This is a genomic window from Paenibacillus endoradicis (assembly GCF_024721975.1).
In genome coordinates, this window is record NZ_JANQBB010000004.1 from 254,255 (window position 1) to 275,427 (window position 21,173).

A 21,173-nucleotide genomic window follows, 5' to 3' on the forward strand; every position below is an offset into this window, starting at 1 on the left:
TTCTTAAAATGTAGGTGTCAACATGATAAATAACCAAGAACGAAAAGCCGAATATTATAAAGCGCTTATTGAGAAAAGATCCGAATACGAAGGTGTCTTCTATGTGGGCGTTACGTCTACCGGCGTGTTTTGCCGACCGACTTGTCCGGCTAGGAAACCAAAGTACAATAATTGCGAATTCTACGAGACAGCGCAGCAGGCGCTTCTAGCTTCCTTCCGTCCCTGTCAGCGTTGCCGTCCCTTGTCACATCCGAATCAAGTTTCGGACATTGTCCGGTTCCTCGTCGAGGCGGTTGAGCAGAACCCAGAGAAGCGATGGAAGGGGCAAGATTTCAGGGATTTGTCTATCGACGAATCTACTGCCCGCCGTCAGTTCAAGAAGCGCTTCGGTATGACATTCGTTGAATATGCCAGGGCTCGTCGAATGGGATTGGCCTTGAAGAGCATCCGATCGGGGGAGAAAATTATTAACACACAAATAGCTTCAGGTTACGATTCCAGCAGTGGTTTCAGAGACGCATTTTCTCGCATCATGGGCGCACCTCCTACGCGTCTGGACGATAGCCGAATTCTCAAAGCAGCGTGGTTGGACACTCAGCTCGGCCCTATGGTCGCTATAGCAGACGAGAGCGAGCTGTATCTCTTGGAGTTCGTAGATCGCAGAGGATTAGAACGCGAAGTTGAGCGGCTTAGAAAAAAAATGAAAGTGGCGATTATTCCGGGACAAACATTACCTATCCAGTCGATGGAACGAGAACTCACTCAATATTTCCAAGGGGTTTTAACTGAATTCAAGACGCCACTACATCTAATAGGATCGCCTTTTCAGCAAGGCGTGTGGGATCAATTAAGACAAATTCCACCGGGGGAAACCCGTTCCTACGCTGACATCGCATTGGCACTTGGCAAACCGACTGCTTATCGCGCAGTAGCGCAAGCGAACGGTGCCAATCAATTGGCGATTGTCATTCCCTGTCACCGTGTGATCAACTCCGATGGCGAGCTCGGAGGATATGGAGGCGGCGTCGCACGCAAAGAATGGCTTCTGAATCATGAGAAAAGAGGGACTTCAAACAAATAAAAATCAACTTGAGCAAGCACAGAAATTTCACAAATTACACAGAAGCGACAGCCCGCTCATTCTCGTCAACGCATGGGATGCCGGAAGCGCATGGACCATGCACTTTGAAAACCATCAACACCCGACACGACATTGACGAACTGCTTCAGGACAAAGTCACTCTTAACATGAAAAAGCCCCAAATGTTAGTTATAACTAACATTTGGGTGCTTTTATTTCTATAGCGAGGATAGAGGTTGTTAATTTATATGAGTATAGATTATTATACTGCTTGCAATTCAATCTCTTCATCGTCATTACGATTGAAAGCTTCGCGATCGAATTCACCTTCGGAATTTGCTACAAGTAAAGATGTTACGGTAGTACCAGTTGCATTGACTGCCGTACGACCCATATCAATAAGTGCTTCAACACCAGCAACAATACCAATGCCTTCTAGTGGCAAACCAAGAGCTGTTAGTACGACAGTTGTAGAAATAACAGCGGGACCAGGTACTCCAGCTACACCAATTGACGATATAATGCTAACAACGACTAGAATAATATAGTCTGTTCCAGTTAATGTAATGCCGTAAACCTGTGCAGTAAATACGGCAACAATTGCTGGCCATATCCCACCGCAAGCATTAAAGTTAACAGATGCCCCTAACGGAGCTACAAAACTAGCAATTCGTGGAGAAATATGCAAACGTTTTGTAATAACATCTAGGTTCACAGGAAGCGTTGCATAGCTACTGCGAGTTGTAAATGCAACTGCAATCGTTGGGTAAATTTTCTTGAAAAATTTAATCGGATTTACTCTTGCAACAAAGAATACTAGACCACCAAAGACAAGAACAAAATGAATAATCATTGCGACATAAGAAGTGACAATAATGCTACCAAGTTCTTGCAATGTATCCAAGCCATAGCGAGCTGTAATTCCAGCGATTAGTGCAAAGACGCCATATGGTGTCAATCGAATGACAAACTTAACAACTTGATGTAGTACTTGTGTTGCCGACTGAATAAGATCACGAATTGGTTTTACAGATTCTTCATTTTTAGAACCGACTTTTATAATAGCAACAGCAAGGAAAATAGCGAAAATTAGTAATGGAACAACCTTACCATTTGCTGCTTCGTTGAATGGGTTAGAAGGGACAAGATCTAGAATAACTTGTGAAAATGTAGGTATTTCACGTGCTACGAATCCGTCTGGTACCACTTCTTGAATACCCTTGCCGGGATTCATAATTAAAGCGACAGATAAACCGATGATCGAAGCAACGCCGGTTGTACCTAGAAACCAAGCAAACGTTTTGAAACCAATTTTTCGTAAATAATCTAGACTAGTTAACGATGATATACTATTTAATACAAGTACAAAAACTAGAGGAATAACTAGCATCCGAATGAGACTTACATAGATGCTTCCGAATGTAGTGATTGCTTTATATTCGAGTGCGCCCAAACTTTGAAATAAGATACCTACTCCTAAACCTATACCTAAACCTATGAGTACTCGTTTGCCAAAACTTACTCTCTTACGTGCTAAATAATACAGTATTCCAAATACAAAAATTGATGTGACAAAGCCATACCAATTTGTTTGGATTGCTAATAAAAAGTTGTTATTTATTGTATCCATCACAATTTCCCCCTAAACCAAGTTGTTTAATATGAATTACAATTTCAATTTACATACGTTGGCTATAAAAGTCAATTTATTTTTTTTGGGGAAAACTAGTTCTAAAAAATAAATCCGATAAAACCTATAGGAATAAATAAAAATGTGTTGACAGTTTAATCCCGAGTGAATAAGATGGAATTATAAACCAAGAACAATAAGTGTTATGTAGGATAATAAAAGACAATAAGTCTACTGGTCGACCAGAGATTTAGCGAGTGTATAAGTATACACTGCGTTAAGTCTCTTTTTTTATGCCATAACGCTGTATTGTACTACTAATAATAGCTCACAGAGCGAAAGGAAGATTAATTATGAAAAAGATTACAGCATCAATTATTACAGCTTCACTTGCTTTTGGAATTTTGACTTATGCAGCTGTATCTGCAAATAAAAATACGGAGGAAGCTTCAGCTGCTGCACTTACAAGTAATCAGCCTGCGGCAACTGAAGTAGTTATTGAGCCTATAGTATCTGAAGTACTACAAGCAGCTGAGGTTGCTGTAGATCTGCCAGTAGAACAAGCTACTTCTGAAGCTAGCCAAGTGGAAGAGCCGATATCTTCTGGAGCGGAAGTTCTATTAGTGGAAAGTGCTACTCCAGTAGCACAAAAATCTGAATCAACGGAATCAGTGACTAAGCAAGCGAATGATTCTGTGAAGACACCACTGAAAGAAGTGAAAACAACTGACACTGCGACTTCGGAAGTTAAAGCTACTGAAACAAAGCAACAACCAGTTGTGAAATCCTCAACACCAGCGGTATCAAAAGAATCTGAAAAGTCAGTACCAACACCTACTACTGCTCCAGTAGTGAAGGAAGCTAGTCAACCGGAAGCTCCTAAGCCAGCGACTGCAGAAACAACAAAATCTAACGCCGTTACTTTTACAAATAAAACATCGTCACAACCTAAAGCAGTACCAACAACTGAACCAGCAACAGAATCAACTAAAACAACAACTTCTTCAACTTCATCATCATCAAATTCTACAAAGGAAACTACATCATCTACTCCTCAAGCACCTGCTCCTTCTACACCAGCAGCACCTGCGCCATCTTCATCTGATGAAGAGGATTGCTAAGAAAGAGTATTGACATGAGATTCTGCTATTAAATTAGACCAAGAAAGAGTGATGAAAAACGATGAAGAAATATATTGCCATACAGAAAATTGTCGCACTACTTTTAGTAGCAGTGCTTACCTTACCAATCGTCAACATTAATGGTGCCTATGCTGCTGATGGAGCTTCAACTAGTAGTCCTGTTACTAAATTTGATTACTTTAGTGCGGTATATCCACATTTAAACGATGAGAACCATATTTTGAAAACAGTAACGTATGAGGACTTAGTAACTATTTTTAATAGTGAAGGTTCCTATGCGATTCTATTCGGCGGTGCTTGGAGTGATGAAACACAAGCTGATATTGGCTTTATTAATCAAGTTGCCAAAGATTATGGCATTCAAACTATTTATAATTTCGACACAAAACTAGATGGTGACGAGCTACAAATTGCTGACAGCAGTAACAAATATGCACATTACTATGTTGACTTAGTAAACAAATATTTGACAAATATTGAGACGCTGAATGATGTAGCTGAAGAGAATGTTAGTTATACAAAAGACAATATTACAACTGTAGCGAATAAGCTCCAAGCCCCATTTTTATTCGTATATAATAAAGACCACGTGGTGGATGGTGAATCATCGCCAATCATCGCCTCTTTGGAAAAACACAATAATGATGAAAGTTACGAATGGAGTTATTTCAATACAGAAGAGAATGTAGTGGATACAGAAAAGGTGGACGCTTATAAGGCACAAGTTCTTGATGTATTCAGCGAGATTCCTGTTGCCAATTACAGCACTCTTACTAGTTGGGAATTTATAGGTAACGCCTTCAATCAAACGTTTTGGAGTGAAAACCCAGCATACAATCCATCTAATCCTACTCAAAATACTAAAGTGACTATTTTTGATAAAGCGGATGGCTATTACGATGTATTTGAACATGTAACTTATCATCAATTGACTCAAATTCTCGAAAGTGATGGGAATTATTTAATCTTATTCGGTGGATCTTGGTGCCCTAATACACAAGCTGATATTAAATATATTGGTAAATATGCGAAAGAGCATAATATCGATAACATTTACATCTGGGATACGAAGCTAACTGCTGGTGTGGATGTTGCGAGTAATTTGCATCCTCATAATAACGATGAACTTCAAGTTAGGTTGAATAACCATGACTACGCTAAGTTATATGGAGATGTAGTATCACAATATCTAACAAATATTAAGACTCAAAACAATTCTGCTACTACGCCAACTGTAATTACTTATCAAGATGGTAGTGGTAATACAGTAACAGCAGATCGTCTGCAAGTGCCATACCTATTTGCATACAATAAAAACAACTCATATGGTGAAGACCTAATTAGTGCACCGATTCTTGGTCACGTGGAATTAATGTATTCATTGACGAGCAGTACAGGATCAAATATTGCACCTGATTATGTATTCGGTGGAGAAATTGCAAATGGCTATAACAATAAAGCACTTGCCATTGCTTTACATTCACTTTATTCAAGATTAGAAGCAATTCCAACGGATTTAGAAGGCGTTTCGCCTACATCTGTTAACGGCAAGAACGGAAAAATTACTGGTACTACAAACAAAGCTTTAGAGTATAAATTAGCTGGATCAGATGATGCTACTTATCTTCCTGTAGATGGCGATTCTATTACAAATCTAGTTGCTGGCACGTATAGCGTTAGATATAGAGCTAAAAATGGCTATCAAGGCCCTGTTACAGCATCAAGATTACCTATCGCTCCAGTTGCAGTAGCATATCAAGCAGGCCAATCCGTTGAAGTTGTTGTGCCTGCATATGAAGGCAGTACACCTACTCCAACACCGGTAACACCAAGACCAACACCAGAAACATCAGAAACACCAACACCAACTACTCCTGTTGATAGTGATATTGATTTAAAGGTAGAAATTCAAATTACTGCAACAATAGATAAAGATACAGGTGAAGCTGTTGCAGTAGTTACAGAAAAAAGTGTTCAAGATCTAATTGATCATGCTAAGAAGGTTGAGAAGCTAGGAGAATCTGCAGTAATAGTATTCAATGTGGCAGGTAATACTGGGTCAGGATATACTCAACTAACATTACCGAGAAATGCATTTAAAGATTTGGCTACTAGCACCGATGCAGTCGTTCAAGTCAATGTTGGCTATGGAACGGTAAGTTTTGAAGCAAAGGCTATTGATGCTATTCAAGCTTCCACAGATCAGGGAGATATTAGTATTATTATTGAAAAGTCTTCGTTAACTGAGGAAGGCCAGCAAGTATTGGGAGACAGACCAGTTTATACATTCTCCGTGTTTGCGGGTAAGACATCTATTTCAAGCTTTGGAGGAGGTAATGTACACATTAGTTTACCTTACACCCTGCAAGCAAATGAAGATCCGAATGCAATAATTGTGTATTATATTGCTGAATCAGGAGATTTAGAAACAATACGTGGTCAATATCATACATCAACTAAAACTGTAGATTTTACGACAACACATTTTTCTGAATATATCATTGGGTACAATCGAGTATCCTTTACTGATGTTTCCCAATCAGCATGGTATAAAGATGCAGTTACTTTCTTAGCTGCAAGAAATATTACTAGTGGTACTACAGTTGATCAATACAGTCCGAATGCTGAAGTAACAAGAGGTCAATTTATTGTATTATTACTAAAAGCCTATGGAATTGAGGCAGATGAGAACGTTACAAATAATTTCGCTGATGCTGGCAATACGTATTACACACCATACTTGTCAACAGCGAAGCGTCTAGGCATTACTACTGGCATTGGTGATAATAAGTTTGATCCTAATAGCAAAATTTCACGTCAGGATTTGTTCACGTTGTTGTATCGCGCACTTGATGTGCTTGGTGAAGTTCCTACTAAATCTACAAATACTTCCGTATCAAGCTTTAGTGATGCAGATCAAATTGCTGGATATGCTAAGGATGTTTTCAATATTTTTGTAGATAGCGGTGTTATTAAAGGTAATAACGCGAAACTTGATCCAAAAGGGATTTCTACAAGAGCTGAAGTAGCGCAAGTACTGTATAACTTACTTTATCAATAAGCAATAAGAAGTTAGATGAGATGGATAGCCGAAAGGTTATTCATCTTTTTTTTATTCGTATAATTGTCATCACGATCTATTGATTACAGTTTCAGAGTGACTAATTTACTATAGTGACATATCGATTAACTGAAAATCAGTATTAGCTATTTCAAATATCTACAATTTATTGTTTTTATTTGGTTGTTGAAATAAGGACAGATTTATTTGAGAATAATAAGTTGGAGAATGTTTAGCAACTGGGTATCGACAGCATGCGTGAGAGGCGGAATTAAATGCAACAAGTGTTAGATAATATAATTAGTGTCACAAATGATTTTCTATGGTCAAAAATTTTGATCGTTTTACTTATCGTTTGTGGACTTTATTTCACCATTAAATCGAAATTCGTACAATTTGGCATGTTCAAGGAAATGTTTGTCGTTCTGAAAGGTTCTAATGAAAGGTCACCGGATAGCATTTCCTCATTCCAAGCATTTTGTATTAGTATGGCAGCAAGAGTCGGAACTGGTAATATAACGGGCATTGCGATTGCCATTGCAATAGGTGGACCAGGGGCTATATTCTGGATGTGGGTTATTGCGATTATTGGTTCAGCTTCGAGTTTTGTGGAAAGTACATTAGCTCAAGTATATAAAATCAAAGATAAGACGGGGTTCCGTGGCGGTCCTGCATATTATATGGAACAGGGTTTAAATAAGCGTTGGATGGGAGTAATATTTGCGGTACTCATTACATTATCGTTCGGTCTTGTATTTAACGCAGTACAGTCCAATACGATAACCATTGCTTTTGAAAACTCTTTCGGAACAAATCGTGTCGTAGTTGGCTTAGTCATGGCTGCAGCCTTTGGAGTAGTTATTTTTGGTGGTATTAAACGTATTGCTAGAATGTCCGAATATATTGTTGTCGTTATGGCTGTCATCTATATCGGAGCAGCCTTTTGTATCGTACTACTTAATATTGAAAAAATGCCTGAAGTTATTGCGCTTATTGTGAAAAATGCTTTTGGATTTGATCAAGCGGTCGGAGGAACTTTTGGCGCGGTTATTTTACAAGGTGTGAAACGTGGTTTATTCTCCAATGAAGCAGGGATGGGTAGCGCACCGAATGCAGCGGCAACAGCAACGACAAGTCATCCTGTAAAGCAAGGACTCATGCAAGCGCTCGGTGTACTTACAGATACGTTACTAATATGTTCGAGTACTGCTTTTATTATATTGCTATCAGATGCATACAAGCAGCCTGGGTTAGACGGTATTATGCTGACTCAAGCTGCATTAAGCGAGCATATCGGCTCATGGGCATCTGGAGCATTGGCTATTATGGTTTTCTTATTTGCATTCAGTACATTAATCGGCAACTATTACTATGGTGAAACTAATATTGAATTTCTAAATTCCAAGAAGTCAGTGGTGAGGATTTATCGCTACAGCGTATTGGGAATGGTTATATTTGGTTCGGTAGCAAAAGTTCAATTGGTCTGGAATTTGGCTGACTTGTTCATGGGTTTAATGGTAATCGTGAATTTAATTGCGATTGTTCTGTTATCTAAAGTTGCCTTTGCAGCTTTGCATGATTACAAGCAGCAGAAACGATCAGGTAAAGACCCTATTTTCTATAAAAATAGCATTAAAGGCGTGGAAAATGTAGAGTGCTGGGACAACTCGCAAGAAATGAAGAGTAAGTAATAGAGGGTTAAAATTTAGGAGATGGCGTCTGTACTTTTCAGACGTCATCTCTTTTTTAAGTATTATTAATTTCCATTCCAATGATAGATTATTTGAACAACGCCAGAAGAGAACGTTCTTGTACTAACCACTTTTAAGTTTAATTTCTGTTTTATATCAATAAACAACGGTTTTCCTTCTCCCAAAATAACAGGGTGAATTGATAATCTAAATTCATCAATTAGTCTTAAATTGATAAAAGTTGTAATGAGACTTGCTCCGCCATATAGCCATATGTCTTTAGCATCTTTTTTCTTTAATGCGTTTACTTCTTCAACAATATTTTCATTTATAAATATGGCTTGGTTATCAATTTCTTTTTGTGTTCTGGAGAACACATATTTCTCTTTACTATGAACCAATTTCCAAATTTCTTTTTCGGTATCAGAGTCTTTATTGTCTGGAATATATTGTCCCCATAAATCATAGCTTTTTCTACCATATATAATAGTATCAATTTGATTCAAAAAATTAGTGAACCCCATATCAGGATCCATAATGCACCAATCAACTTCCCCGTTTTTCCCTTCAATAAAACCATCTAAAGTAACGGCTAAATCTAAAATAATTTTTCTCTCGTTTACGTTATTTGACATATTTCATCCTCCCTTTATCCTATGTTCAATAACTGTTCAATGCCCGCTTACTTTGTATAGGAGTGAAACCATTTGTCCGATCTTATTCACATTCATTAATTGGAGATTAGTAGGGACAACTCCTATTGGAAACAACGGAATACCATCTCCAAGTATTTTGGGGATAATAGCAACATGAAGCTCGTCTAACAACCCCTCTTGTAAAAAGGCAGCTGCAAGCTGTCCTCCTCCTACAAGCCAAACGTCACCCTCAGAGGTACTTTTTAATGTTGGTATAAGCGTGTTAATTGATTCATCCGTAAATGTAACATGTGGAGCAGAAGCTTGCTTCGATCTGGAAAGGACGTAGCATGGTTTGTCCGCATAAGGAAATTCATCCGCCAGTATGAGAACCTCCTCATACGTCAGGCGACCCATTACAATCGTACCTACTGTATTATAAAATTCACTATAGCCGCCATCTCCTCCACCCACTTCGACATTATCAAGCCAATCCACTGAACCATCTAGTCTTGCAATATAACCATCTAAACTTGTCGCAATATAAAGAACTACTTTATTATTGTTCATATTCATTCACTCCTTTGTATTGCTTATGATACATTATAACTATGACAAAATATGACGTAATTAGGTGATGTACTTGAATAATAGAATTTTAACCATGATGAGGCTATTAGATTCACGAAAAAAATTTACCGCTCGCGAGCTTGCGGATCGATTTAATGTCTCGATACGCACCATTCAGCGAGATCTAGATCATTTACAGCAAATGGGCTTTCCGCTCTATGCAGAAGTTGGTGCTAATGGCGGTTATCGCGTGCTGCCGAACAGGATACTGCCGCCGCTTCAGCTTACAAAGCATGAAGCATTTGGGCTCTTTATGATGATTGAGTATTTGGAGAAAGTGTCTGACTTTCCGTATGGCTCTATTCGTGTCCAATTAGCGGATCAATATTTTACAAGCTTACCTGAAGAGGTACAGGATGAGATTATACAAATGAGGCAACATATTGCCTTTGTTCAACATCATGCGCTGCATCCAGTGCCCTTGACTACTTTAATATTGGATGCAGCAATGGGAAAGCGTAAACTTGAGTTCAATTATGCCTCTCGCAGTGGTACAAAGCAGGTGCAAGTTTATCCGCTGGGTGTCTACTATGAGCATGGATATTGGTATATGCCTGCCCAAAGAGGAGATAAAGTGTTACTGTATCGAGTTGATCGGATGAAACAACTAGAGATCCTTCATTATATAGATCAATCGGTTCCGACACTTAATGATTGGCTTAGTTCGAAGGATAGTAGGCAAAGTGTCGAGGTGATTGTGCAATTTACTGACTTTGGAGGAAGACTGGCACAATCGGATACGCTGTTCGAATCTACTCTGAACAATCAATATTGTGGTCAGATTCCGCCAGAGGAGTTTCCATTCGTAGCAAGGAGGCTACTTGCTTACGGATCAGATGCTAAAGTTATTAGCCCGCAACAATTGAAAGATTTAGTAATAGAGCTGCTTGAATGTAGTCTAAAGCAATATGAGTGAAATCTATGTATTTCCTATATTCAGCGCGATAGCGAAAAAATATTTAACATGAGGACGGTTTCTCATCTGTTCTTCCGTCTAATGTAATGAGATTGATATGAGGAGGATAAAAGTGGCTGGAGTCGATGCTGAGCTGATAGATAGGGTGCGTAATGGTGATAATGATGCATTCAGTGAACTTATTAGTAAATATGCTAATGCCGTTTATGGAGTGGCTTACGGCAAATTGGGTAATTTCCATGCAGCAGAAGATATTGCACAAGAAGTGTTTCTAAAGACTTATAGGAGATTATCCAACGTAAAAGAACCCGAAAAACTTGGCAGCTGGTTATATGCGGTGACTACGAGAGAGTGCATGGATTGGTTTAGATCCAGAAAAAGTAAGACCGTTTATGAATTGGTGGATCAACTAGATACTCCGCAACTAGAAACTACTGAAGACAAACTGCTAAGGAAAGAACTCCAGAGTGAAGTTTGGGATGCTCTTAATACGCTATCAGAAGCAAATCGTACCGTCACGATTCTTTACTACATTGATGATTATAAAATTAGGGAAATTAGTGATTTCCTTAGTATATCAGTCGAGGCAGTAGAGAGTAGACTCCGCAGATCAAGAAAGTTATTAAAGAAGGAGATGTTACGTATGGTTAACGAAAATCTCAACGAGAACAAATTGAATGAACAGTTTAAGAAGAAGGTATTTGAAGATGAACGAATGACAGAAACTCAATTTCGTCGCATTGCTATGGGAGAAAGTGATTTTGATGACATTGATATGTACAAAACAAGATTCTACAATATTAATCTTGAAGGATCTAAATTCGATAATATTAATATGAGTAAGACATATTTCAATGATATCAATATGCATCTTGCTAAGTTTGAAGAAGTAGGACTTTGGGATATTGAAATTGGTAAATGTGCGATGGGTGGTGCTTATTTCCATGATATTGCTTTAGAGGGGAAAAGCAATAGATTTGAAAACGTAGAATTAACCGGGACCACTTTCCGTAACTGTAATCTTTCAAACGTAGATATTAAAGATTGTGACACTACAGGACTTACGATCAATGGGATATCTATCGAAGCTCTGCTCGAGAGCTATAACAATAAATAATCACTTGATGTAAAGGACAGATTGATGGACTACATGTTAATGAATGTATAGAAATCGCTTCTAAGTAATGGTTGGATATTGCCCCGACTATACGAAGAAGCGATTTTTTGTGGGGATTTTCAGTGAGTATAATAGCTGACTATTTTGAATATATTCATTAGATAGTTAATGTGATTAAGGCTTATTCATTCGATGCTGGAAAGAGGTGTACGTATGCGAAATAAAAAAACATTTTATTTACTAGCACCTTATATAATAGACGATCATTTGACGAAAGACATAGGGATAATTCCATACCTTATGCAAAAATATGAAGGATACAAGGCGGTATACGCGATATATAAACCAAGCTTAGGTGAGGTTTCATGGCCGTCGTTACAGATGTATTCCGAGCAGGTTGAGTTTGATTTTATAGAGCCGAGCTTTGACTATCATCCAGACCGTGTCATGAGTACAATATACGGTAGTAATTTCTATGATTGCGCTAATGATTTGGAACATTACATTGAATGTAACGCATCAAAAATAGATGTATTATTTATATTTGGATTTTACCAATTTTATTATAATGCGATTAATAAATACAAAGAATTAAATCCAACGGGTAAAGTTTATTTGAAACTTGATGCCAATATGATATGGATTAATAATACGATGCTCACGGAACCGTTTATCCAGTTTCTTAATAATTGCGATCTCATAACAAGTGAAACTTTAGTAGAGTATATTAGTGAAAAATGGTCCGTACCGATTCACTATATACCTAACGGTTATTATACTTTTGGTAATGCTGAAAACAGTATGGACAGAACATTTTCATTCGATGAGAAAGAAAATATTATAATCACTGCTGCTAGGTTAGGGGTACCAGCTAAAGCAACGGATACACTACTCGAAGCATTTTTAATGGCATCACCCCATATACCTAGCGATTGGAAGTTAGTGTTAGCAGGCAATATTGAAGAGTCGTTTAAACCATATATTGCAAGGTATGCTCAAGAAAATCCTGAACTGAGTGCTAAAATTATTTATTTGGGATTTATGAATGATCGAAAAATACTCAATAATTGGTTTAGTAGAGCCAAAATATTTGGGTTCCCTTCAGTATATGAAGGATATGCTAACGTTTTGGCTGAAGCAAAAGTTCATGGTTGCTATCTCATGGCTTCAGATATTGAATGCAATCGAGATGCAGCGTCGAAACATGAAGTAAGATTAAAAACAATAGATGACCAATATAAATTACAACATCGGCAATTGGCATATGGTTCTCTGCATACCGCTGGTAATAGCTATGAGTTAGCTCTTAGAATGATCGAGACATGCAATGATCAGGAGCGATTAGAAACGGTATGTTATAGTACGCAGCGTGATGCTAGCGAACATTTTGACTGGATTAAGTTATGCAAGAAGATAGATTTACTTCTTCAAGAGACTACATCTAGCACAGTTAAACAATAACTTGACGTAATGAAAAAAGTCGTTGTAAGGTTATCCCAATAACTTTATAACGGCTTTTTGTTGCTGTCATAAGATCAAGTTTGCTTCTTCTATCAAATCTAGTCACTATAATTAATAACGCTAAATCGCACAAGAAACAACCATTTCCGGAGATATAGAATATTATATAGCCATGGTATGATAAGTTTGTTTATTCAGTTTTGTAAGGAGTGGGATATGAAAATACTAACTGGAGTAACTAAAAGATTGAAAGGAATGAGGTATAGGTTGTTTACTTCCTCTTTAAAATCTCGGCTATATATTCTAATGATTATCTGCTCAACTATTCCAATAATTTTAATTGGTAGTCTATCTTTTTATTCTATTTCATCTATTTTGGACAATAAAATTAACAAGGGATTAATGAACCATCTAGACCAGGTTAGAGGAAACCTGATTACTATGCTGAACAATTTGGAATACTCGTCACAACAATTCACAATAAATGGATTGATTGGAACAGACCTTGCTAAATGGCTTGAAATAGAGGATTTGCATGATTCCTTAACGTTAAGTAGTGATATCCAAAAAAAAATAAATTTATTTAATTTCACCAATCCTACAGTTGGACTAACGATGTATTATAATCGAAATTCTGAAAGCGTTGTCATGTCTAATCAGCTTGTAAAAGAATTCGAGCTGGATAATTTGTCATTGTTAACGAATATTGCCGGTGCGAGTTATTATGGTCCACACTATTCTAACTACAAATATAGTAATACGAATATGGTTATATCCATTGTTCGAAAATTTGATATAGGATTGCAATCACCTCAAACTTCGAATATAGAGATATATGTTGAAACTAATTTTAAAGTATTCGAAAAAATATTGAATTCAGCTCAGTATGGAATGGGAGCTTTTCACGTACTCGTCGACAAGCAAGGTTATGTTGCTTATTCACAAAATAATGATCTGCTACCCATTGGCAGTCTATATCACAGTGAAGGGCTCGCTCAGTACGTTGCTTTCGAGGACATGAATCAACAGGATCTAAGGCTAGTCGTTTTTGTAGATCGATCAGATTATAACAGTGAATTTATCAAATGGATTTGGTCCTTTGTTATTGTTATTATTCTTTCTATTACGGCTAGTATACTTATTGCGATTACGATTCGTAATTATGTATATCGACCACTTATTAATATTAAGAATGGGATGAACCTAGTATCCGCTAATAATTTTAATACGAGACTACAACATAGTGGGTTAATAGAGTTCGATTATATGATTGATCAGTTTAATAATATGAGCTATAAAATACAAGAGTTAATTAAACAACTTGAAATAGAAGAGAAAATGAAGCGGGATACAGAAGTTGCCAAGCTTATGGCGCAGATCAATCCTCATTTTCTGTACAACACACTTAATACGGTACAGTGGCTGGCTAGGATGAATGGACAAAAGGAAATTGATCATTTCATTGCGAGCTTTACTAAAGTACTTAGCTATAATTTAGGCAAGGATGGAATTATTGTCACTGTTCATCAAGAGCTGGAAGCCTTAAAAGATTATATTGCTCTTCAACAAGTTAGATATGACCATCAGTATGATATCCGTCTCCATGTTGATGAAGCTATGTTAGATGTTCAAGTTCCTCGTTTCCTTATGCAACCATTAGTAGAAAATTCTCTATATCATGGACTTGGTGATGTCGGCGGAATAATTGAGGTCATTATAGAACAAGCAGGTCAAGATAAATTGAATATTATTGTACGGGATAATGGGTCAGGTATTGATCAGAAAAAAATCGATCAATTACTTTCAGATGGAGTGAATAAGACAGGTTTTGGGATAGGTCTTAATTATGTATACAAAACAGTAAAAAGTAATTATGGCGCACTAGGAGAGCTAATTATTACGAGTACGAAGGGTGAAGGTACATCTATTCAAGTTACATTGCCGTTGAACAAGGAGGGGGTACATCATGATTAAAGCATGTATTGTTGACGATGAAAAATTAGTACGTAAAGGTATTATAACAATTATGCCTTGGAATAAGTTTTCGATTGAGGTAGTAGCGGAGGCATCTAATGGAGTACGTGCATTAGAAATTATGTCTGAGCAACAGATTGATTTACTTTTTACAGACTTGAATATGCCCGAGATGGATGGCATGCAATTAATCCGTGAAGTAAAGGAAACGTATCCTAATGTGCAGATCGTTATTCTAACATGCCATCCAGAATTCGAATACGTGCAGGAGGCTCTGAGACTCGGAGCCATTGATTATATATTAAAAACACAGTTGGAAAATGATTTAATGGAAGATATGCTTCAACAAATTGTAACTCGCTATTATGAGCGGCTTTCAATGAGTTCTCAACCGAAACCAGTGGATATAAATATAGTGAACAAGGGTAAGTATCCGGATGAGATTGTACAATCCATTGTGAAAACAGTTATCTACATGCAGGAGCAGCATGAGATGAGTTTTACACAGGAACACATCGCAAAGGTTGCAAATATGAGTAGAGGATATTTCAGTCAATGCTTTAAGGATATTATGGGGACAAGCTTTCATAAGTATTTGAAAAATATGCGTTTGACGCGGTCAAAAAAATTGCTATTAAGTACGAATCGCCCAATATATGATATTGCTCTGCAAACAGGATTTAAGGATGAGAAGTACTTTAGTAGACAGTTTTTGTTAGAGGTAGGTATGCTACCCTCCGATTTTCGTAATCAAGATCCAATGAACCTATGAAAAATGTTGCCGAAACGGTGAATTTTGTCCGTTTCGGCATTTGTTTGCTTACAGGAATAATACGCTTCTCGGTCAGAAATCTAAGTCGGGTTTTCCCCTATTGAGGATATACTTAACGAGAACAAATCAATTACAGACTTTGGAGGGGATCAAGTCATGGTATTTGGAACAAAAATGAAAGCGATTTTATTAATCGCTATGTGTACAACGTTAGTAGCTTGTTCAAGCGGTGGAAATGGAAAAGGAAACAAAGAGGAAGTTGAAAAAACTCCTGTTGTGGCAGCAGATCCATTTGGTCGCTTTGATGAAACAGTAACTGTTAGTTTAGGTAAGGCAATGTCTGTAGATATAGAACTACCACCTGGTGATACACAAGAAAATAATGAATATGTTCGATTTATAGAGGAAGAGCTTAACGTAAAGTTTAATTATGATTGGCAAACCGCTGACGGAGATCCTTACAAACAGAAAATGGATCTCGTTATCGTAAGTGGAACTGTTCCAGATGTTATGCTCGTTGATGAAGCACAATTAAAGCTACTTGTTGATGCAGATCTAATCGCAGATTTGACGGATGTATATGAGGCTAATATTTCTCCTGAACTTCGAGAAGTATTCGAATCAACTAAGGAGTTAAGCTTAGCATCTGCCACATTTGACGGTAAATTAATGGCTGTTCCTAACTCTTCTCCAGGTGCTGACGCGATGAATTCATTGTTCATACGTAAAGACTGGTTGGATGCAGTAGGTCTTCCTGTTCCAAAAACATTGGAAGATATTGAAGTGGCAGCTAGAGCGTTTATTGATAACAACTTAGGTGGCGGCAATAATCAAACGATTGGTCTAATTGGCCAACAAGATATTGTCAACATCGGTAATAGCATATTCGGTTTTGATACGATATTCAGTTACTTTGATGCTTACCCAGAGCTATGGGTTAAAAACGACGAAGGCATTGTAGAATATGGCTCAATTCAGCCTGAGACGAAGGTAGCTCTTGCTAAGCTTCGTGATATGTACGCTAATGGCGTTATTCACAGAGAATTCGTTGCTGAAACTGGCTCAAGTGGTCGTGAAAAGATTATCTCTGGACGTGCAGGTATGTTCTTCGGACCATTCTGGATGCCGTCATGGATAATGATCGATAACCTGAAGCTTGATCCGAAAGCTGAATGGGTAACAGTAGCTGTTCCACTAGATAAAGAGGGTAAATTCAAAACGCACACGATGTCTCCGACATCCAGCTATCTTGCTGTTAGCAAAAAAATGGCTAATCCAGAAGCAGTTATCCGTATTTTGAACCAAGAATACATAATTGACCAAACTCGTGGAAATGAGTTTTACATTGATCAAAATGTGAGATACAACCGTGTTAATCTACCATTTGGCCATATGATGGCTCCGTTCGATGAGAAGGAAATTGCGGTTGTTAAAGTAGATGAGGTACTTGCTGGTACTAGAGAATACGATACTTTGCTAGCTCATGAGAAGATTCAATATGACCGCATTGTATATAACAATGAAAATCCTAAAAAAGATCTGCTTGCATGGGCGAGTACGACAACGGTTGCAACAACAAGAGAGATGATCCAAGATAACGTCGAGAAAGTAACAGGAGCGTTCTATGGAAAGACAGCTACAATGAAACGCAAATGGGTTAACCTGAAAAAGCTTGAAGACGAGACATTTATTCAAATTATTATGGGTGATAAACCAGTCGATGCCTTTGATCAATTCGTAGAGGATTGGAAAAAACAAGGTGGAGATGAGATCACTAGTGAGGTAAATGAAGCAGTTAAGTAATTTTAGTCAAGAGCGGATTGGAGTAGCGATATGAGAACATCACGACATGTATGGGGCTATTATTTAATGCTTACTCCACCGATATTGCTAGTGCTAATTTATGAAATATTCCCATTGTTCGGCCTAATCATTGCGTTTCAAGATTTTGTGCCGGGCAAGGGAATGTTTGGCTCTACCTTTATCGGTTGGGACAATTTTATTTATATGTTTCAGCTTAAGGAAAGCTCCCAAATCTTTTACAATACAATTTTTATAGCAGTGAGCAAAATTGTATTGAATTTGATTGTCCCGTTAATCTTTGCATTAATGTTAAATGAAGTGTTACAGAACACGCTAAAACGTTGGATACAGACTATTGTTTATTTGCCACACTTTATGTCTTGGGTAATATTAGCAGGGGTTCTAACTAATCTATTAGCTTCTGACGGGATTTTCAATAGTGTGATTACAGCACTTGGTTTTGAGTCTATCTTCTTCTTAGGAAGTAATACGTGGTTTCCAGTCGTAATTATTGGAAGTGACGTATGGAAGGAATTCGGATTTAATGCAGTTATTTTCTTGGCAGCACTAACAGCGATTAATCCAAGTTTGTATGAGGCAGCTAAAATTGATGGTGCGTCTAAATTCCATCAATTACGCTACGTAACTATACCTGGGATTGCACCTACGATTGTACTACTAGCTTGTCTAGGTGTAGGTAAAATCATGAATGCAGGCTTTGAACAAATATTTAACCTATATAATCCAGCTGTATATGCATCTGGGGATATTATTGACACTTATGTATACAGAATTGGTCTTACTCAGCATCAATATGGTTTGGCTACTGCCGTAGGAACTTTAAAGTCAGTTGTAGGATTCATCTTAGTTGTACTTTCTTGGAAGCTGGCGGACAAATGGGCCAATTATCGTATCTTTTGATGAGGAGGAGTATCAATGTTTAACAAGCAACAAACTGTTGGTGAGAAAGTAGCATATGTGCTTCTTCTCATCGTGCTAATACTAATTACATTGGCTTGTTTGGCTCCTATATGGCATATGGTAGCAATTTCACTTAGTGATAATTCTGCAGTTTCAGCAGGGCAAGTCACATTTTTTCCAGTAGGATTTACATTAACGCCGTATGAATATATTTTACAGGATCAGAGATTTTTCCAAGCATTTGGTGTATCCTTTCAACGTGTATTGCTAGGGGGAGCTATTAACTTTGTAATGACAATTTTGGCAGCTTATCCACTATCGAAGGAAACATCGGAGTTTCCTGCCAGAAATAAACTAATGTGGATATTTATTTTCACAATGATGTTCAACGGAGGTTTAATTCCGTGGTATATGACAATTAAAATGACAGGTGTTATGGATAGTATTTGGGCATTAGTATTGCCAGGAGCAGTTCCAGTGTTCAACGTGGTTCTACTTATGAACTTCTTCCGTGCTATACCGAAGGAAATTGGAGAAGCAGCCAAAATCGATGGTGCAGGAATATTTACTACGATGTGGAAAGTATATATTCCAATGTCTATGGCATCGATTGCTACGGTTACGTTGTTTAGTATTGTTCATCATTGGAATGCGTTCTTTGATGGTATGATTCTAATTAACACACCATCAGGTCAACCGTTACAAACATATATTCGATCATTGGTGGTGTTACCAGCTTTAGCGGATATGAGTTCTGGAAGTCTAGAGGATTTAATGAAATTATCTGAGAAGACTTTTAACGCCGCTAAAATTGTAGTAACAATGATTCCAATTTTACTTGTATATCCATTCCTTCAAAGATACTTTGTTACTGGTATTACATTAGGTTCTGTGAAGGAATAACAAATCAATGAGGTAAGGTGGAGACTATTATGACCAAAACAGTATTTGTAACAGGCGCAGACAGAGGATTAGGGTTTTCATTCACCAAGTTTCTACTTGAAAAGCAATACAAAGTGTTCGCGGGACAATTTATTGAAGAATGGAATTTTCTAAGTGAGCTGAAAGAGCAATACCCAGATACACTTGAGATTGTACCATTAGATATTGGCGATGATACTAGCGTGAAGAAGGCTGCACGCCAAATTGCTTCCAAAACTGAACATTTAGATATGGTAATTAACAACGCTGCTATTGGATCAAAAGATGATCACTCCAATATATTAGTAGATTTAGATTTCGATAATATGAAAAATATGTTCAACGTTAATACGCTTGGTTCTCTTCGAGTAACGAATAGCGTTATGGGTCTACTGCTACAAAGTCAAGATAAACTTGTAATAAATATATCCTCTGAAGCAGGAAGTGTTGCCCGTAACCATCGTATTTCTGGTTATGGCTACTGTATGTCAAAGTCAGCGCTTAATATGCAATCTGCGATTGTACATGAGCATCTCAAAAAACTAGGTGGTCAAGTGATGGTATTCTATCCGGGTTGGCTGCAAACGTATATGAGTGGTCAATTAAGTACGACTGCCCCAACAACTCCTGATGAATCAGCACAAAAAATTATTGGTTTAATTGATAATCGTGAGCAGTATAGGGGTGACGATCCTATTTTCCTCGATATGGATGGTCAAGTTTGGCCTTGGTGATATGATAGAAACAATACTATAGAGATAATGGAGTGATATTGAGATGAACAAATTCAAAGCACTAGCACTAGGCAACTATACGGATGTAAAATATCATCCATTTGAAAAAGTCGATCGTGAGATTGAAGGCAGTCTTGAAGAAGTTGCAGAAGTAACGAGCACAGGCGATTACGGTGTTCTTAATAAGGAAACATTAAAGGATTATAATCTATTTATTTCTTATACAGAGTTTTCTCAAGTACCTGAACCACAAGAACGTGTAGCAGCATTACTAGATTACGTAGCAAACGGTGGCGGTTTACTTGTTATTCATAATGGTATTTCACTTCAGCGAAATAAAGAATTAATGGCAATGATGGGTGCGAAATTTACAGGACATCCAGAGTTTACAACATTACCTGTTCAAAATTCATTGCCTGATCACCCAATTATGAAAGGTATTGAGCCCTTCGAGATCGATGATGAGCCTTACCGCTTTGATATGATTCCACATTTCGATACGACAATTCTAGCTCAATATGAGCATGACAACCAGCTGTGGCCTGCGGCTTGGGCTCATGAGTATGGTATGGGAAGAGTGGTATACTTAATGAATGGTCACCAGCTTTCCTGCTTCTCTGTTAAGCCATTCCGTCAATTGATTAAACAAGCTGGCTTATGGGCAGCTAAGGTTTGGTAGGGAAT

General features: G+C 37.7%; 17 protein-coding genes. 14 read left to right on the forward strand and 3 right to left on the reverse strand.

Annotated features, from left to right (window positions below):
* Positions 1 to 22 precede the first annotated feature (22 nt).
* The gene (locus NV377_RS15185) at positions 23 to 1,081 is read left to right on the forward strand and encodes a bifunctional transcriptional activator/DNA repair enzyme AdaA (protein WP_258201635.1); all 1,059 of its coding nucleotides are present in this window, start codon (positions 23 to 25) and stop codon (positions 1,079 to 1,081) included.
* Positions 1,082 to 1,343: 262 nt separating this feature from the next.
* Here NV377_RS15185 and NV377_RS15190 read toward each other — a convergent pair whose 3' ends face one another.
* Positions 1,344 to 2,711, reverse strand: a complete 1,368-nt coding sequence (locus NV377_RS15190) for a dicarboxylate/amino acid:cation symporter (RefSeq protein ID WP_258201636.1) — start codon at positions 2,709 to 2,711, stop codon at positions 1,344 to 1,346.
* Between the two features lie 353 nt (positions 2,712 to 3,064).
* Here NV377_RS15190 and NV377_RS15195 point away from each other — a divergent pair, with 353 nt between their 5' ends.
* From NV377_RS15195 to NV377_RS15205, 3 genes are all read left to right on the forward strand, one after another.
* Positions 3,065 to 3,832, forward strand: a complete 768-nt coding sequence (locus tag NV377_RS15195) for a hypothetical protein (protein WP_258201637.1) — start codon at positions 3,065 to 3,067, stop codon at positions 3,830 to 3,832.
* A gap of 61 nt (positions 3,833 to 3,893) precedes the next feature.
* Positions 3,894 to 6,914 carry an S-layer homology domain-containing protein gene (locus tag NV377_RS15200; protein WP_258201638.1) on the forward strand — a complete coding sequence of 1,007 codons (3,021 nt, stop codon included), beginning with the start codon at positions 3,894 to 3,896 and terminating at the stop codon, positions 6,912 to 6,914.
* A gap of 275 nt (positions 6,915 to 7,189) precedes the next feature.
* Positions 7,190 to 8,605, forward strand: coding sequence for an alanine/glycine:cation symporter family protein (locus NV377_RS15205; protein ID WP_258201639.1), 1,416 nt, complete (start codon positions 7,190 to 7,192; stop codon positions 8,603 to 8,605).
* Between the two features lie 65 nt (positions 8,606 to 8,670).
* On the opposite strand, the gene NV377_RS15210 is transcribed toward NV377_RS15205, so the two are convergent.
* Positions 8,671 to 9,240 carry a dihydrofolate reductase family protein gene (locus NV377_RS15210; RefSeq protein WP_258201640.1) on the reverse strand — a complete coding sequence of 190 codons (570 nt, stop codon included), beginning with the start codon at positions 9,238 to 9,240 and terminating at the stop codon, positions 8,671 to 8,673.
* A gap of 36 nt (positions 9,241 to 9,276) precedes the next feature.
* A complete protein-coding gene (locus tag NV377_RS15215) occupies positions 9,277 to 9,816 on the reverse strand; it encodes a dihydrofolate reductase family protein (RefSeq protein WP_258201641.1) in 540 nt (179 codons plus the stop codon).
* A gap of 67 nt (positions 9,817 to 9,883) precedes the next feature.
* On the opposite strand from NV377_RS15215, the gene NV377_RS15220 reads away from it, so the two are divergent.
* From NV377_RS15220 to NV377_RS15265, 10 genes are all read left to right on the forward strand, one after another.
* Positions 9,884 to 10,786, forward strand: coding sequence for a helix-turn-helix transcriptional regulator (locus tag NV377_RS15220; protein WP_258201642.1), 903 nt, complete (start codon positions 9,884 to 9,886; stop codon positions 10,784 to 10,786).
* A gap of 112 nt (positions 10,787 to 10,898) precedes the next feature.
* Positions 10,899 to 11,903, forward strand: coding sequence for a sigma-70 family RNA polymerase sigma factor (locus tag NV377_RS15225; RefSeq protein WP_258201643.1), 1,005 nt, complete (start codon positions 10,899 to 10,901; stop codon positions 11,901 to 11,903).
* A gap of 213 nt (positions 11,904 to 12,116) precedes the next feature.
* Positions 12,117 to 13,364, forward strand: coding sequence for a glycosyltransferase family 4 protein (locus NV377_RS15230; RefSeq protein ID WP_258201644.1), 1,248 nt, complete (start codon positions 12,117 to 12,119; stop codon positions 13,362 to 13,364).
* A gap of 441 nt (positions 13,365 to 13,805) precedes the next feature.
* Entirely contained in the window at positions 13,806 to 15,338 is a 1,533-nt protein-coding gene (locus NV377_RS15235) for a sensor histidine kinase (protein WP_258201645.1), read from the forward strand.
* Positions 15,331 to 16,110, forward strand: a complete 780-nt coding sequence (locus NV377_RS15240) for a response regulator transcription factor (RefSeq protein WP_258201646.1) — start codon at positions 15,331 to 15,333, stop codon at positions 16,108 to 16,110. Before NV377_RS15235 ends, NV377_RS15240 begins: the two co-directional genes overlap by 8 nt.
* A gap of 156 nt (positions 16,111 to 16,266) precedes the next feature.
* The gene (locus NV377_RS15245) at positions 16,267 to 17,913 is read left to right on the forward strand and encodes an extracellular solute-binding protein (protein ID WP_258201647.1); all 1,647 of its coding nucleotides are present in this window, start codon (positions 16,267 to 16,269) and stop codon (positions 17,911 to 17,913) included.
* Positions 17,914 to 17,943: 30 nt separating this feature from the next.
* Entirely contained in the window at positions 17,944 to 18,834 is an 891-nt protein-coding gene (locus NV377_RS15250; protein WP_258201648.1) for an ABC transporter permease, read from the forward strand.
* Between the two features lie 15 nt (positions 18,835 to 18,849).
* Entirely contained in the window at positions 18,850 to 19,737 is an 888-nt protein-coding gene (locus NV377_RS15255; protein WP_258201649.1) for a carbohydrate ABC transporter permease, read from the forward strand.
* A 29-nt stretch (positions 19,738 to 19,766) separates the two neighbouring features.
* Positions 19,767 to 20,489 carry an SDR family NAD(P)-dependent oxidoreductase gene (locus tag NV377_RS15260; protein ID WP_258201650.1) on the forward strand — a complete coding sequence of 241 codons (723 nt, stop codon included), beginning with the start codon at positions 19,767 to 19,769 and terminating at the stop codon, positions 20,487 to 20,489.
* A gap of 43 nt (positions 20,490 to 20,532) precedes the next feature.
* A complete protein-coding gene (locus NV377_RS15265; protein ID WP_258201651.1) occupies positions 20,533 to 21,168 on the forward strand; it encodes a ThuA domain-containing protein in 636 nt (211 codons plus the stop codon).
* The last annotated feature ends 5 nt before the right edge of the window (positions 21,169 to 21,173 follow it).